This window comes from Campylobacter sputorum, from assembly GCF_002220775.1.
In the GTDB taxonomy this organism is placed as follows: Bacteria; Campylobacterota; Campylobacteria; order Campylobacterales; family Campylobacteraceae; genus Campylobacter_F; species Campylobacter_F bovis.
In genome coordinates, this window is record NZ_CP019685.1 from 1,034,784 (window position 1) to 1,049,995 (window position 15,212).

A 15,212-nucleotide genomic window follows, 5' to 3' on the forward strand; every position below is an offset into this window, starting at 1 on the left:
AAATAGGGCTAAAATTATACTTAAAAATATCATAGTTTTTTTCATTTAATGCCTTATCTATTTAATTTTTTTAATCATCATAAAGTCAAAGTTGATATCAAAATTTACTCTAAAATTTCCCATAAAACACCCGTTTTTTTGATAAAATTTACCACTTTTTCTTTGTGCTCTGACTCAACATTTATAACTAAATGTCCTAAAACTAAGTCGCTTAACTGCTCGATTTTGCCCCAAACGATGTTAAAATTTATATCAAGTTCTCTTGCCATTGATGTTATTACGCATTCAAAAGCTACTTCTTTTGGAAAGTAAAGTGCTATATTTATACCACTATCTGGTAAAATCATCTCTTCGCCTAAAAACTCTCGCATATTTTCATCAGGTTTTAAAAATAGTTCATGAACCTTACCTTTATTTGTAATAATTCCATCTTTTAGTAAAATAGCATTATGTGCGATTGTTTTTACAACTTCCATTTCATGTGTAACTATGATTATAGTTATGCCAAATTTTGAGTTTATATCTTTTAAAAGTTCTAAAATTTGTTTTGTAGTATTTGGATCAAGTGCGGAAGTTGCTTCATCACTAAGTAAAATTTTAGGATTTAATGCTAAAGCCCTAGCTATGGCAACTCTTTGCTTTTGCCCACCACTAAGCTCTTTAGGATATGAGTTCATTTTATGCTCTAATCCAACGATATCTAAAAGTTCATTTACTCTTTTTTTTATATAATCTTTGTCATATTTCCAAAAAACAAGTGGCGTTGCTATATTTTCAAACACAGTTTTTCTACTCATTAATGCAAAATGTTGAAATATCATACCAACATCTTTTCTAAATTTGCGAAGCTCTTCTTCTTTTAGCTCTTTTATCTCTTTGTTATCTATCTTTACACTTCCATCTTGATAACTTTCTAATCCGTTTAAACACCTAAGCAAAGTGCTTTTACCAGCTCCGCTATGTCCAACAAGAGCAAAAATCTCTCCTTGTTTTACACTAAAACTAACATCGTTGATAACTTTTATATCGCCGTAGTATTTAATTAAATTTTTAACTTCTATCATGTTATATCTTTTTAATTCATTAAATTTATGATTATATATAAAAACATTTAAAATTTATATTATAAAGAAGTTTTTATAAAATAATCCTCTATGCCTTTTGCTATACCTTTTGCCAAAGAATCTTGATAAGCATCATTTGCAAGTCTTTTACCCTCTGTTGGATGAGTAATGTATCCAATTTCAACTAAAACAGCTGGCATTAAAGCTCCAACCAAAACCCAAAATGGTGCCTCTCTAACACCGCCATCACTTACTTTGTATTTTGTTTTAAGAGAACTTAATATATTTGATTGGATATCTATTGCAAGTTTGTTTGAAGAGATAATTTTTTCTCTATTTAAGAAATTTAAAAAAGTCATTTTTGAAAAGTGATTCATCTCTTCTATATCAGATTTGTTTTCTAATGCAGCTGCATTCATACTTCGTTCACTTCTTGCAGGACTCAAGAAAAATGTCTCGACGCCATTCATTGATTTTGCTTTTTTAGAGCTTGGTGCAGCATTCGCATGTATTGATATAAACAAACTTGCGGCTTTGTTATTAGCAAGATTTGTTCTATCTCTAAGATTTATAAATTTATCATTAGTTCTTGTATAAGCTACTTCATAGCCCATATTTTTAAGAATTTTACCTGTTTTTAATGCAACTTGTAAAACTATATTTTTCTCATAAAATCCATTTCCAACAGCCCCTGAATCTTTGCCACCATGTCCTGCATCTAAAACTATAAGTTTTGAAGATCGTTTTATTTTAGATGATACAGTCTGTTTTTTTTCTGTCTTTACAGAACTATTTGTTTTTTTTTGAGTGACTACTTGTGCTTTTGTTTTATTATCTTTTGACACATCGGTGGTAATTTTTTTATTTGATGTTATGAATATATAATTATTTTCTCTAGATATATTATACTCAACTTTATTTCTATCGCTAAAAACAACTCTTAGTGTTTGCTTGTCAAATTGTGCCACACGCACTTCATCATTTATATAATTTTCAATATTTCTTGATTTTCCAATCAAAATCCCACTAAAATCCATAACAAAACGATTTGTGGTTTTATTGTTTAAATTAAACTCTTTAACTTCTTTACTAAGCGGGGGTCTATTAAATTTTAATCTTATAGCATTATCAATCTTAGCTACCTCTAAAAGTCTTAATATAGTATCTGGCTTATCATCATCTTGAGATTTTTTTTCTACTTTTTTAGCGATATTTTGCTTTTTATTTTCAAAAACTGCTTGTTTTTTTTCATCACTAATACCAAGACTAGCAAGTTCTTTTTCATAATCTGCATAATCCATATCTAATGCCTTAGAACTTGTAATCAATCTTTTTAATGCAGCAATTTTTAAATTTTTATCACTTTTTATTATTGATTGAATATAGATATTTTTCATAGAGTGATAATATTTTAGCTTTATACTTTCTGACGAAGAATCAAATTTAGTATCAAAAGCTTTTATATCATCAGCAAATGCGCCAAAACACAAACAAAAACTAAAGCATAGTATAGATACTATTTTAAGAATTTTCACCATCTATTAACTTTTTAAATAGTTCTTTTACGCTTATTATCTCTTTTAATTTATAACCGTTAGCACCTGTAAAAAATAGCCCAGTTTCTTTAATACCGGCATATGCATCATAAAGTCTATCTGCTATACAATACCCTACTTTTTTTGACTCAACACCTCTATGACAAGGCGAAACACAGTTGCTAATACATTGTATTTTTGGACCAATTCTTTTATCTACTAAATCTAAAAGATTTGTTCTAATGCCTCTTGCTGGATATCCAACAGGAGATTTTATAAGCTCTATATCCTCTTGCTTTGCATTTAATATAGTCTCTTTAAAATTAATATGAGCATCACACTCATGTGTGCCAATAAACCTTGTTGCCATTTGCACACCATCTGCACCAAGGCTTATAGCATTTTCTATATCTTTTTTATCCCAAATACCACCAGCAGCTATCAAAGGAAAATCTCCCCAATTTTTTATCTCTTCTTTAACTTGAGGTATAAGTTTTTCTAATTGATACTCAGGGTCAATGCACTGCTCATAAGTAAAACCTTGATGACCTCCGCTTTTTGGACCTTCTAAAATAACAGCATCTGGAATTTTATTGTATCTACCACTCCATCTTTTGCAAATTATCTTTAATGCTTTTGCTGAAGATACAATTGGCACTAAAGCAACATGCGCAAAATCTTTAGTAAATTCTGGTAAATTTGTAGGAAGACCTGCTCCTGAAATTATAACATTTACCCCTCCATCACAAGCATCTTTAACAATTCTTTCATAATCATTTGCAGCACACATTACATTTACACCAAGAGGTAAATTTCCACAAATTTTTCTAGCATTTTCTATAATCTTTTTCAAGGCCTTAGATGAATAAAAATTTTCACTATTGTATGGTTTTGAGTTTATCTCTTTATCAATATAAGCTTTATTTTCATAGTATCCTGTTCCAACAGAGCTTATTACACCAAGACCTCCATTTAAACTAACATTTCCAGCAAGTTTATCCCAGCTTATGCCAAGCCCCATTCCACCTTGAATTATCGGAAATTTTATCTCATATTTTCCTATTTTTAAGCTTGAAAAACTCATTATACAACCTTTAATTTGGCAAAACTTTTTTTGCCTATTTGTAATACATATTCGCCAGCATTAAGCTCCATTTTCTCATCTGAAATTTTACTTTGATTTATACTTACTGCATTTTCTGCAATTTTTCTTCTTGCTTCACTATTTGTAGCACACATTTTACACTCAACCAAAGCTTTTATTATCCAAACTGGATTTTCTTTTATAGTAAAACTTTGAATTTCAGTCGGAATTTCGTTCTTACTATGAACATTATCAAACTCTATTTTTGCCAAATTTGCAGCTTTTTCACCATGATATTTAGATGTTATTTCTAAAGCTAAAGCCTCTTTTGCATTTTTTGGGTGGATATTACCATTTTTTACACCATTTTTAATTTCTTGTATTTGAGATATGCTTTTTTCACTCAAAAGCTCATAATATCTCCACATTAAATCATCGCTTATACTTAGAAGTTTCCCATACATAGTATTTGGATCTTCTGTAACTCCAATGTAATTTCCAAGACTTTTACTCATCTTATTTACGCCATCTAAACCCTCTAGCAAAGGCATCATAATGATGGCTTGTTCTTTTCCGATATTATAAATTCTTTGTAAAGTTCTACCCATTAAAAGATTAAATTTCTGATCAGTTCCACCCATTTCTATGTCGCTTTTCATCTCAACGCTATCATATCCTTGTAAAAGTGGATATAAAAATTCGCTTATAGATATACTTACGCCGTTTTTAAATCTTTTTGTAAAATCTTCTCTTTCAAGCATTCTAGCAACACTAAAAGTACTAGCAAGTTCTATCATGCCACTAGCCCCAATGTCATTTATCCAATTTGAATTAAATTTAATCTCAGTTTTGCTTGAATCTAAAATTTTGAAAACTTGCTCTTCATAAGTTTTAGCATTTTTAAGCACAGTTTTAACATCAAGCTTTTTTCTAGTTTCACTTTTTCCGCTTGGATCGCCTATTTGAGCAGTAAAATCGCCTATTAAAAACTGAATTATAGCGCCGTGTTTTTGCAAAAATGCCATTTTTTGAAGAACAACTGTGTGCCCTAGATGTAAATCAGGCGCAGTTGGATCAAGGCCTATTTTCACATAAAAATTTTCATTTTTATCATAAAACCCTTTTATCAAGAACTCTATGCGTTCCATATCGATTATTTCTGCAACACCTCTTTTTAACTCTTGTATAATTTCTTGTATATTCATAAATAATTACCCCCTTTTTTTACTCAGAATAAGCATCTTTAAGCGATATAAACTCAACTATCTTATATCTATCTTTAATTTTATCCCTTATATCATTTACATCCATATTTTCATTAACTTCTATAGTAAGTTCGAAAAAATCAGCCTGTTTGTCATAGCTTTCTTTTAATGTAATTGTAACTAAATCAACTTGCATTTTAACAAGAAATGTTAAAAATGAAGCTAATGAGCCTCTTTTATTTTCTAAACTAGCTATTATTTTGTATCTAAGAGGTGCATTTCTAGTCCATTTTACAAAAATCATCTCTTTTCCACTTTGCATAAGCTTTGCCGCCCTTTCGCAAAGTTTATGATGAACTATCACACTATGAGAGTTTCTAAAACCTATTATATCATCCCCTCTTTTTGGATTACAGCAATAATCAAACTCTACATCATTTATTTTATAATTAGAATAAACAACTATATTATCAAATTTTTGTTTTTTTATCTCATATTTGTTGCCAAAATTTAAAGAAAATGTCATATTTTGTCTTGGATATTTTTTTAAAGCATTTACAACATCTTGAAAAAATACAGAATCGCTTGCAACCTTAAAAACCTTTTTTCCTAAATTTTCATTTTCTATCCATCTTAATATATTTCTTTTTTTTGTATTAAATGTAGCACAAAGTATATTAATAGCAACAAAATTATTTATATCTTTTATTTTTTGCTTACAAAATCCTCTAATGGCAGCTTTTGCTTTACCTGTTTTTACATTATTTAACCAAGAACATCTATATCTTGGAGTTTCATCTGTTACTATCTTTACAAAATCACCATTTTTTAGCTCAGCAAGAAGTGGAACTTTAATTTTGTTTATATATGCTTCTTTTGCGTGAAGACCAACTTCGCTGTGTATCTCATATGCAAAATCAAGTGCAGTTGCACCTCTTGGAAGGGTTATAATCTCACCTTTTGGCGATAAAACATTTATATCTTCTACATATAAACTATCTTTTGCGTATTCATAAAGCTCTTCTGGATTTTCATCTTCTTGATTTGTAGTAGATATATCACCAAGCCACTCAAGATGTGGTTTTGGAAGTTTATCACCATCTTTGTATTTCCAATGTGCTGCAACTCCGTATTCTGCTGTTTTATGCATATCAAAAGTTCTAATTTGAGCCTCAATTATAGCTTTATCAACAAAAAGAGTTGTATGTATGGTCTGATATCCATTTTGCTTAGGAAGTGCGATATAATCTTTAAATCTAGATATCAAAGGGCTAAAATTTGTATGAAGGCAACCTAATGCCAAATAACAATCTTTTGGCTCATTAACCAAAATTCTAATAGCTAAAAGATCTAAAACCTCTTCTATAGAAATTCCTTTTCTTTGCATTTTTAAATATATAGAATAATAGTGCTTCAATCTTTTTTCTATCATAAAATCATTTTCGCCAAAGCCATTTTTAAGCAAAATTTCTGATAATTCATCGCTAAAACTATTTAGTTTTAACTGAAGTTGTTGTTTAAATTTATTAATAAAACCATCTATTTTAGCGTATTCATTTGGTAAAACATGTTTAAAACTCATGTCTTCAAGTAAATTTTTGATAGAAGAAATTCCTAATCTATGTGCAATCGGTGCATAAACCATAAGAGTTTCTTCACTTATTCTTATCTGTTTTTCTGGGGCTAATGCATCGATTGTATACATATTATGAAGTCTATCACAAAGCTTAATAACCAAAACTCTAACATCTTGAATGGATACTAAAAGCATTTTTCTAAAGCTAAGAGCAGATCTAGCCATTCTTTCATTTGAATTAGCGTCTATGAGTTGATCATCTCTTATTTCTACTATTTTTGTAAGCCCTTCTACTAAATTTGCAACTTCTAGTCCAAATTTAACCTTTATTTCCTCAAATCCACAACAAGTATCTTCTATAACATCATGAAGTAAAGCAGAAAGCACCATGCTTTCTTCACCGCCCATATAAGCAACTATAGTACTTACTAGTATAGGATGCACAGCATAAGGTTCGCCACTTTTTCTAGTTTGTCCATCATGTGCTTTTATGCAAAACTCAACAGCTTCTTTTACTTTATCGCTTGGAGTAAAAAAGCTAAATAGTATTGATTTAGCTGAATCAAGATCTTTACAATTAGATAATTCCTCTAACAGATCTCCTAAAAACAGTCCGCTATTTATTTGCTTCAACGCTCGCCTCTATTTTAACTTTTCCATCAGCTATTTCCATGATAGCAATATCTGTAAATTTCATTTTTCTAGTATCAGTTTCTATAAGCGGAGCTGCTCCCATAGAAAGAGCTTTTGCTCTTTTTGCAACGGCAAGTGAAAGCTTGTATCTATCTCCATCAAAATTTAAAAGTGCTTTTGAAACTATTTGTTCTGTTCTCATTATATCTCCTGATTTAAATTTTTTACAATAGAACACTCGCTAAAATCACCATTTGTAATTTTAAGCAAATTTCCATCTTTAAACATATTACATACTACTATTGGCAAGTTATTGTCTTTTGCTAAAGCAATGGCAGTATCATCCATAACCTTAATGTTATCTTTCATTGCTTCTTCATAACTTAAAACATTTAGCAACTTCGCTTCTTCATATTTGTTTGGATCTTTATCATATACACCATTTACTTTTGTGGCTTTTATTATAAGATCTGCTTCTATTTCTATAGCTCTTAGAGTTGCTGCAGTATCCGTTGTAAAAAATGGATTACCCGTTCCTGCCGCAAAGATAACAACACGACCTTTTTCTAAATGTCTTTGAGCTCTACCTAAAATGAAAGTTTCGCATATAGCTTCCATTTTTATTGCACTTTGAACTCTAACATCCATCCCTGCATTTTCTAAAGCTTCTCTCATAGCAATTGCATTTATTACAGTTGCAAGCATACCCATATGATCTCCACTTGCTCTTTTTATAATGCCGCCAGCTGAAGCACTTACGCCTCTTATAATATTACCTCCGCCAATTACTATACTAACTTCAATATCATTTAAAACAAGTTCTTTAATCTGTAATGAAATTTGTTTAAGTATAGAAACATCTACACCAAAACCAGTTGTTCCAGCAAGTGCTTCACCTGAAAATTTAACAAGTATTCTTTTTTTCTTATCCATTTTTTACTCCTAATTAACCTTTAATTTTATCAAAAAATGGTTTAAATTTATATAATTTAAAAAGAAATCATCTCAAGCGGATCAATATGATAATTTTGTTGGGTAACTTCAAATGTCAAATCTCTTCTAACTCTTCCTATCGTATAACCTTTAGAAACTTTACTGCCAACACTTATAGTAGGTGCTATTTGAGAAAGATGTGCATATATAGTATGTATGCCATTTGGATTTTCAATTATCACAACATTATCTAAAACACTTGTATTTTTTGCAAAAACAACTCTTCCAGCAAGAACACTTCTTACTTTCGCATTTGGTTCATTTGAAGACAGAACAACTGATTCATTAAATATCTTAATATTATAAACAGAGTCAACATAATTACCAAATTTCTGTTTTACTGTGAAATTTTCAAGAGGTGCTATAGTTTTTGATCCAGTGTATTTTTTAACATCGCCTTTTTTATAACTTGAACCAACTATTCTAATATCATTATCTGGTGAGTTTTTAGATTTTGCTGATTTTAAACTCTCTTTTTCTTGTTTTCTCTTTTTTTCTTCATCTTCTTTTGCACTTAAAATTTTTAACTTCTCAAGAGTTTTTCTAAGCTCATCTTGCTGTGCTTGAAGTTTTGTAAGCCTAGAAAGATAGATATCTTTATCTTTTTTTGATTTTTCAAGTGCATCTGAGCGTTTTTTTCTTGTTATTGTAAGTTCGTTTTTTTTATCCTCATACTCTTTTAGACTATTTTTTATATTATTTATCTTTGAATTTTGGGTTTTTATTAAATTTGTAGTTTCCTCATAATTTTTTGCAAGTTGTTCAAATTTAGATTTCATATCTTTGCTTAAATTTAAAACTATTTCCCTACTTATGATACTTTCTTCACTCTCTTCTATATGATCTGCAGAAAGCAAATCAAAAGAGAAATTTTCTGCAATTATACGAATCATCATTTCTTCCATATTTTGCTTACTGCGTATAAGATCTGAGTTTTGTTTTGTGAGCTTATCGAGTTCGCTTAACTCAAGAGTTGATTTTTGTTTTAACTCTTCAACTTGATTTTCTAATTTTTTAATCTGATCATCTGTTAATGCTATATTTTTTTCGCCAACTACAATATCGCTTGCAAGTTCTTCTAATTTTTTATTTAGAGATTTTTCTAACTCTTGTGTTGATTTAAGTGTATTTGATTTATCTGCAATTTTATCTTTTGTTGAAGTTGCAGCCGCACAAAAACAGATAAAAACAGCAAAAAAAAGAAATATAGCTTTTTTCATACACTAGACCTAGATGTTTTTATCATAACAAAACTTACAGCAATTAATGTAAGTGCTAATGATGTACCAAAAAGGATGAAAAAATCATGAAGTATGTTTATATCAGGAAGCATAATAGCAAGTTCAAAAAATACGTTTTTAACATTTTCTAGATTAAAAATAATTACAAAAAATATTATAACAAATGCACTAGAAAGCAAAGAGCTAATAAAAACCATTTTATATAAACTACCGCCTTTTAGCCAAAAAGCAGCCCCAAAAAGAGACATTATATCTATTCTTTCTTGGTGTTCATATATCCAAATTTTCATCTGTTTATATATAAGCATCAAACCTATTAGCGTTATTAAAGATGTAAAAATATATGAAAAATACTTGGAAATCAAAAGAAATTTATATATCTTATCGTGAGTTTTAGAAAAAGTTTCAACTCTAGTAACTCCATCTATTTTTAAAAGCTTACTTTTAATTTCATTCATATATTTTGTACTAGGAAAAGAATTTAACTTTATAGAATAAAAATTTGGAAGCGAGTTTTTTAAAATAGATAAATTTTTTGAAGATATATCTTCTTTTAATTTATCTAGTATAGAATCAGTAGTTAGTTTATTAGCTGATTGAAATGTATAAATTTCTTTTTTAAGTATAGTCTCATTTATATCATTTTTAGATACAACTATGATGTTATAATCTTGATTCATAGCCATTTCATAATTTTTTACTATATTTTTTGCATTAAAAGAAAATTCAAATGAAAAAAGCAAGATAAATAAAGGCAAAAATACACTCATATTACTTTTAAAAGATTTCATTAACATTTCCTTTTTCTATGCTAAAGTGTCTATATTGCATTCGTAAAAGTGATGGTATGCGGTGTGTTACAACTATGATAGTAGCACCAAGCATCTCTCTTGCTGACCTTAACAAACTCCATATAATATCACTTGAATAATCATCTAAATTTCCAGTTGGTTCATCACATAAAATAAGCATAGGATTATGAGCTAATGCTCTAGCCATAGCAACTCTTTGCTGCTCTCCACCACTTAATTCAAAAGGATATTTATCGGCTTTATGTAACATATTTACATGATTTAAAAGCTTTGTGCTCTGCTTTTTACAAGTATTTTTAGAAAAACCTTTTATTATAAGTGGCAACATAACATTTTGTTCAACGCTCCACTCATTTATAAGGCGGTAGTTTTGAAATATAATGCCTATTTTTCGTCTTAATGCATTCAAATTTGATTTATTGATACTGTTTAAATCATACATACAGACATTTAACATACCTTTTTTAGGAACTATTTCTCCATAAAAAGACTTTAATATTGTGGATTTTCCACTTCCGCTTTGTCCTGTTATAAAAACAAAATCATTTGGAAATATCTCTAAATTTGCACTATTTATAACAATATCATCTTTTTCGTAACCAAGAAGTAGATTTTCTGTTTTTATTATAGGATGTGGCATTTTTTTAAAAACTCCTTTAAAGCCATATGCGCCATAAAATTTTCCTTTGTTGCTAGTGGTTTTTTTATAAAATATTCACATTTTTGCAAACTAATAAAAATATAACAATGCTCTGGTTTATAAAATGCACCCAAAGAAAGTTTTATTAAAATTTCATCATCTGATTTTTCATAACAATTTTCTAAATGCACAAAATAACCTTCTTTTTTTATAGTTATATTTTTAAAACTATTTTTTATAGCCACAACATCATATATTTCATCAAAAACCATATCAAATTTCGTATCTTCAAACACATTTTTTTCTAAATTTGTAAAAAACATATCATATATATTTTTATGCTGTTTTTTCCATCTATCTTCGTATTTACTGCTAATTTGCAAATTTACATCTTTTTGTATTTCTAAATTTGAATGAGGTAAATTTAGAAAATGTTTTATACTAAAATCAATATAATCCCTATCATCGCTTCTTAATTCAAATTTACCATTTTGTTTTAAAATTCTTTTAGTTTCTTTTGCAAAATTTTCAGATATGACTCTTCTATGTTCTGCTTTTTCCCAAGGAACTGGAAAATGCATAAAAACTCTATCTATACTGCTAGTTTTAATCAAAGAAAAAATAATTCTAGCATCTGAATTTAAAAGCAAAATGTTATTTAAATTTTCAACCATTGCAAGTTTTGCAACTTGTTCTATGCAAGGCTTATAAACTTCTATACCAATTACTAAAGTATCTTCGTTTTTTCTAGCTTGATAAAGCAAATGTCTGCCCGATCCAAAACCAATTTCTATAAAAATCTTTTTAAATTTTGTTGTATCAAGAAAATTTAAAAGACTCTCTTCATCAACCAAAAGAGGAGTTTGTTTTACTAATCTATTTTTTTTAATAGCTATTGTATCGCTTAATATATCTTTACAAAACTCATCTTTAAAAACACTCAGTGCTTTTTGCAAAAGTCCAACTTTTGCTGGCCTAGTGATCTTTTCGCCTTTTAATACAAAGTCATTTTTTCTTTTTTTTATCGTTATGAAAAACTCTTCATTATCAATTTTAACTAAAACAATATCATCAAACTTACTTTTTGCGCTCCACAAAAAACTAACATCATGGATAACAAAAGGGAATTTAGGTTTATTTATAGAACTAGCAACAAAATTTGGCATCTATTTAGCCAAAATAGTAACTTCATCAGATTCTTGAGAGTTTATTCCATACTCATCAATCCCAATAATCTTATATTTATATGTTTCACCTATCGTTAAATCGCTATCTGCATAAGTTGTATCGCTTAACTCAAAACTACTCTCTTTATCGCTACTACTTTTTTTTAAAACATAACTCACGGTTTTATCATCTTTTGGATCCCAAGCTAACATAACTGCACCGCCCGTATAATCAGCTCTTGTAAAAACTGGACTTTTAGGAGCAGACAATGTACTTCCAACAACGCCTTGAATTTGTTTATCACTTTCTAAATCAGTTGTATCAACAGCTGTTACCACATATGTTTTTGTGGCACCATTTTCATTTACTAAATCAGTATAAGAATTTGTTTTTGTGGTAGCAATTAGCTTATATGGCAAAAATTTACTACTTTTAGCATAAACATTATAATGCGAAAAATCCTCGTTTGTATTAGCATCCCAATTAAGAACTATTTTTTTAGGTTCTGAATTTGTTGCGTTTAGTCCTGTAACTGGATATGGCTTTGGCTTAGTTTGAGCGTTAAAAATTTCGCTTGGTCTTGATATTATGCCAGAAGTAGTTTTTACACTAATTCTATACTTATAAGATCTACCGGCATCAACTTTTTTATCGATATATTCTGCATTTAATCTACCTTTTATCTCAGCTATCTGTTTCCAACTACTACTGCCAACTTCGCTTCTTTCTATTATATAGCTATCAACCCTTAAATCAGGATGTGGTCTCCAAAGAACTTTAACTCTATCTGGCAAACCTTGTATGGTTTGAGCAAACGGAACAGATTCTATCAAATTTTGCGTTCTAACGCTGACAATCTCGCTTTGCCTAGAAGCATTATTTGAAACATCATATGATTTCATCATATAATCATATGTTATTTCAGGAGATAATTTAGTATCAACATAATGAGTAGCATATCTATCTTTTATATTTGCAACTATATTAAAACTATTAGAATTACTGTCTTTTCTATATAAATAAAATCCTTCTATATTTTCATTGCTACCAAGAGATGACCATTCAAAAGCAATTTCTGTCATATCGCTTATAGTTTTTATATTTTCAACTATAGGTAGATTAGGATTTGTGCTATTTGGTAATTTTGTGGCACACCCATTTAGAAATATCGCAAAACAAATTCCTGATATTAGGTATTTGCAAATTTTCATCTAAAAACTCCTTGTCAATTTTAATTAAATCTAAAAAATCACTATACAAACTAGCACAAAAACTCATAGGTAAATTTGTACTTGGATGGATAAAATAAATTTCAAATGCATGAAGCATTACTCTATTTATTTTATCATTATCGCTCTTAAATCCGTATAAATTATCACCTAAAATATGCCTTGATATTGAGCTTAAATGAACTCTTATTTGATGAGTTCTACCAGTAAATAATTTTGCTGCTATTAAATTTATATTTCCGTTACTAAATACATTTGCAAATGCACTTTTTGCATATCTTCCATTTTCTACAATGCCTTTTTTAAGCCTATTTGATGGATTTCTACCAATTGGCTTTTCAACTATACAATTTTCTTTTAATGCATAATCACAAAGTGCTAGATAAATTCTGCCCATTGTTTTATCTCGAAGTTGTAAGCTTAATTTTTCATGAGCAATGTTGTTTTTTGCAACGACCATAACACCACTTGTTCCCTTATCTAATCTATGAACAATACCTGGTCTATTTTCTCCATTTATATTTGAAAGCAAAGTTTTTCGTTGAACTAGCCAATCAACCAAAGTATGCTCTTTTACACTTGGTGCTGAGTGAACAACTAAATTTGGCGGTTTATTTATCACAAGCAAATCATCATCTTCATAAATAACCTCTATATCAAAATCTACTTTTATATCTGAGATAATATCTTGTTTTTGTGGAAAATTTATGTTTATTTTATCATTTTCTTCTATTTTAAAAGATGGTTTTAAAACCAAAATATCATTTACTTTTACATTTGCATTTTTTATCAAATTTGCAATTTGATTTCTAGATATATCTAAAACACGAGATAAAAAAATATCTAATCTTTCACTGCTATAAGTTGCATAAATTTCTTTCACTATAACTCTCTTTATGGTATAATTTGCCAAAAAAGGCAAAATTTGATAAGACTTGACAAGCGTATTTTAACACATTTTGATTATATTCAAGTAATTTTAATAATACCAATAGTAATTTTATCATACATACTAGTTTCAGACGCAAATGATATGTTAGCTAGCAAACAACTTGTATATTTTGGCATTGGAGCTATATGTTTTATACTGTTTTTTTTAATACCCATTAAAAAACTTGAGTGGTTGATACCGATAGTTTATTGGGTAAATATAATTTTACTTTTTAGTGTTGATATAATTGGAGTTAGTAAGCTTGGTGCACAAAGATGGCTAGAAATTCCATTTGTCCATTTTACAATACAACCTAGCGAAATTATGAAGCCTGCATTTTTATTGATGTTAGCATATATGATAAAGCAAAAACCACCAGAAAAAGACGGGTATGGTTTAAAAGATTTTATAAAAATAAGTTTTTATATAATTTTACCGTTTATTTTAATTTTAAAAGAGCCTGATTTAGGAACTGCACTTATACTATTTTTAGTTGGATATAGCATACTTTTCGTAGTTGGAGTAAATAAAAAGATATGGATATCACTCATTGTAATTGCAGGAATTTTATCGCCAATAATATATGAAAATCTTCATGATTATCAAAAAAAGCGTATAACAGATTTTATATCAAAAGAACCAAGTTATCAAGTAAAACAATCAATAATAGCAATAGGAAGCGGCGGTATAAGTGGCAAACCAAAAGATGAAGTAACACAAACAAAATTTAAATTTTTACCAATCGCAACAAGTGATTTTATCTTTGCATACACCATAGAAAGATTTGGATTTATTGGAGGGAGTGCACTTATGCTAATTTATTTTTTACTTATAATTCATCTTTTTAGTATAGTGTATTGGAGAAAAAAAGATTATTTTACTATAGTTATGTCAGTTGGACTAGCTTCGATGATTTTTATTTATGTTGGAGTAAATATATCAATGACTATAGGATTTGCACCAGTTGTAGGAGTTCCGCTTCCATTTTTTAGCTATGGAGGAAGTAGTTTTATAACTTTTATGTGTATATTTGGGATTTTACAAAATTTAATAACCTTTAGATACGATCCGCTTTATAGACTTGTAAAAATTAAATTTTAAT

Annotated in this window: 14 protein-coding genes; 1 reads left to right on the forward strand and 13 read right to left on the reverse strand. The window is 28.9% G+C overall.

The features are described 5' to 3' along the window. Positions 1 to 104: 104 nt before the first annotated feature. From CSPB_RS05105 to CSPB_RS05165, 13 genes are read right to left on the reverse strand one after another with little or no spacing between them, the layout of a single operon-like run. Positions 105 to 1,064 (reverse strand): methionine ABC transporter ATP-binding protein, encoded by a 960-nt coding sequence (locus CSPB_RS05105; protein ID WP_089193424.1) that lies wholly within the window; start codon positions 1,062 to 1,064, stop codon positions 105 to 107. A 59-nt stretch (positions 1,065 to 1,123) separates the two neighbouring features. Then, entirely contained in the window at positions 1,124 to 2,602 is a 1,479-nt protein-coding gene (locus CSPB_RS05110) for an N-acetylmuramoyl-L-alanine amidase (protein WP_089193425.1), read from the reverse strand. Beyond that, entirely contained in the window at positions 2,586 to 3,683 is a 1,098-nt protein-coding gene (locus CSPB_RS05115; RefSeq protein WP_089193426.1) for a nitronate monooxygenase, read from the reverse strand. The genes CSPB_RS05110 and CSPB_RS05115 overlap by 17 nt, the downstream gene beginning before the upstream one ends. After that, complete coding sequence (gene tyrS, locus CSPB_RS05120) at positions 3,683 to 4,888, reverse strand: tyrosine--tRNA ligase (RefSeq protein ID WP_089193427.1); 1,206 nt, start codon at positions 4,886 to 4,888, stop codon at positions 3,683 to 3,685. Before tyrS ends, CSPB_RS05115 begins: the two co-directional genes overlap by 1 nt. Positions 4,889 to 4,907: 19 nt before the next feature. Continuing rightward, on the reverse strand, positions 4,908 to 7,097 hold the full coding sequence (locus CSPB_RS05125) for a RelA/SpoT family protein (RefSeq protein ID WP_089193428.1): 2,190 nt from the start codon (positions 7,095 to 7,097) through the stop codon (positions 4,908 to 4,910). After that, on the reverse strand, positions 7,081 to 7,299 hold the full coding sequence (locus CSPB_RS05130; RefSeq protein WP_089193429.1) for a DNA-directed RNA polymerase subunit omega: 219 nt from the start codon (positions 7,297 to 7,299) through the stop codon (positions 7,081 to 7,083). Before CSPB_RS05130 ends, CSPB_RS05125 begins: the two co-directional genes overlap by 17 nt. Then, positions 7,299 to 8,030 (reverse strand): UMP kinase, encoded by a 732-nt coding sequence (gene pyrH / locus CSPB_RS05135; RefSeq protein ID WP_089193430.1) that lies wholly within the window; start codon positions 8,028 to 8,030, stop codon positions 7,299 to 7,301. Before pyrH ends, CSPB_RS05130 begins: the two co-directional genes overlap by 1 nt. A 56-nt stretch (positions 8,031 to 8,086) precedes the next feature. Then, the gene (locus CSPB_RS05140) at positions 8,087 to 9,310 is read right to left on the reverse strand and encodes a murein hydrolase activator EnvC family protein (protein ID WP_089193431.1); all 1,224 of its coding nucleotides are present in this window, start codon (positions 9,308 to 9,310) and stop codon (positions 8,087 to 8,089) included. After that, entirely contained in the window at positions 9,307 to 10,122 is an 816-nt protein-coding gene (locus tag CSPB_RS05145) for a cell division FtsX domain-containing protein (RefSeq protein WP_033916212.1), read from the reverse strand. Before CSPB_RS05145 ends, CSPB_RS05140 begins: the two co-directional genes overlap by 4 nt. Then, a complete protein-coding gene (locus CSPB_RS05150; RefSeq protein WP_033916213.1) occupies positions 10,109 to 10,783 on the reverse strand; it encodes a cell division ATP-binding protein FtsE in 675 nt (224 codons plus the stop codon). Before CSPB_RS05150 ends, CSPB_RS05145 begins: the two co-directional genes overlap by 14 nt. Next, positions 10,768 to 11,949 (reverse strand): tRNA (guanosine(46)-N7)-methyltransferase TrmB, encoded by a 1,182-nt coding sequence (gene trmB / locus CSPB_RS05155; protein ID WP_089193432.1) that lies wholly within the window; start codon positions 11,947 to 11,949, stop codon positions 10,768 to 10,770. Before trmB ends, CSPB_RS05150 begins: the two co-directional genes overlap by 16 nt. Then, positions 11,950 to 13,161: a fibronectin type III domain-containing protein gene (locus CSPB_RS05160; RefSeq protein ID WP_089193433.1), complete on the reverse strand. Its 1,212-nt coding sequence runs from the start codon at positions 13,159 to 13,161 to the stop codon at positions 11,950 to 11,952. Then, positions 13,082 to 14,065: an RluA family pseudouridine synthase gene (locus tag CSPB_RS05165; protein ID WP_404813374.1), complete on the reverse strand. Its 984-nt coding sequence runs from the start codon at positions 14,063 to 14,065 to the stop codon at positions 13,082 to 13,084. The genes CSPB_RS05160 and CSPB_RS05165 overlap by 80 nt, the downstream gene beginning before the upstream one ends. Before the next feature lie 39 nt (positions 14,066 to 14,104). Here CSPB_RS05165 and CSPB_RS05170 point away from each other — a divergent pair, with 39 nt between their 5' ends. Continuing rightward, complete coding sequence (locus tag CSPB_RS05170) at positions 14,105 to 15,211, forward strand: FtsW/RodA/SpoVE family cell cycle protein (protein ID WP_089193435.1); 1,107 nt, start codon at positions 14,105 to 14,107, stop codon at positions 15,209 to 15,211. The last annotated feature ends 1 nt before the right edge of the window (position 15,212 follow it).

What these genes read in the sequence shown, in the direction of transcription:
- CSPB_RS05105 (WP_089193424.1), bottom strand. Translation starts at nt 1,064, where the DNA reads ATGATAGAAGTTAAAAATTTAATTAAATACTACGGCGATATAAAAGTT.
- CSPB_RS05110 (WP_089193425.1), bottom strand. Translation starts at nt 2,602, where the DNA reads ATGGTGAAAATTCTTAAAATAGTATCTATACTATGCTTTAGTTTTTGT.
- CSPB_RS05115 (WP_089193426.1), bottom strand. Translation starts at nt 3,683, where the DNA reads ATGAGTTTTTCAAGCTTAAAAATAGGAAAATATGAGATAAAATTTCCG.
- tyrS (WP_089193427.1), bottom strand. Translation starts at nt 4,888, where the DNA reads ATGAATATACAAGAAATTATACAAGAGTTAAAAAGAGGTGTTGCAGAA.
- CSPB_RS05130 (WP_089193429.1), bottom strand. Translation starts at nt 7,299, where the DNA reads ATGAGAACAGAACAAATAGTTTCAAAAGCACTTTTAAATTTTGATGGA.
- pyrH (WP_089193430.1), bottom strand. Translation starts at nt 8,030, where the DNA reads ATGGATAAGAAAAAAAGAATACTTGTTAAATTTTCAGGTGAAGCACTT.
- CSPB_RS05140 (WP_089193431.1), bottom strand. Translation starts at nt 9,310, where the DNA reads ATGAAAAAAGCTATATTTCTTTTTTTTGCTGTTTTTATCTGTTTTTGT.
- CSPB_RS05145 (WP_033916212.1), bottom strand. Translation starts at nt 10,122, where the DNA reads ATGAAATCTTTTAAAAGTAATATGAGTGTATTTTTGCCTTTATTTATC.
- CSPB_RS05150 (WP_033916213.1), bottom strand. Translation starts at nt 10,783, where the DNA reads ATGCCACATCCTATAATAAAAACAGAAAATCTACTTCTTGGTTACGAA.
- trmB (WP_089193432.1), bottom strand. Translation starts at nt 11,949, where the DNA reads ATGCCAAATTTTGTTGCTAGTTCTATAAATAAACCTAAATTCCCTTTT.
- CSPB_RS05160 (WP_089193433.1), bottom strand. Translation starts at nt 13,161, where the DNA reads ATGAAAATTTGCAAATACCTAATATCAGGAATTTGTTTTGCGATATTT.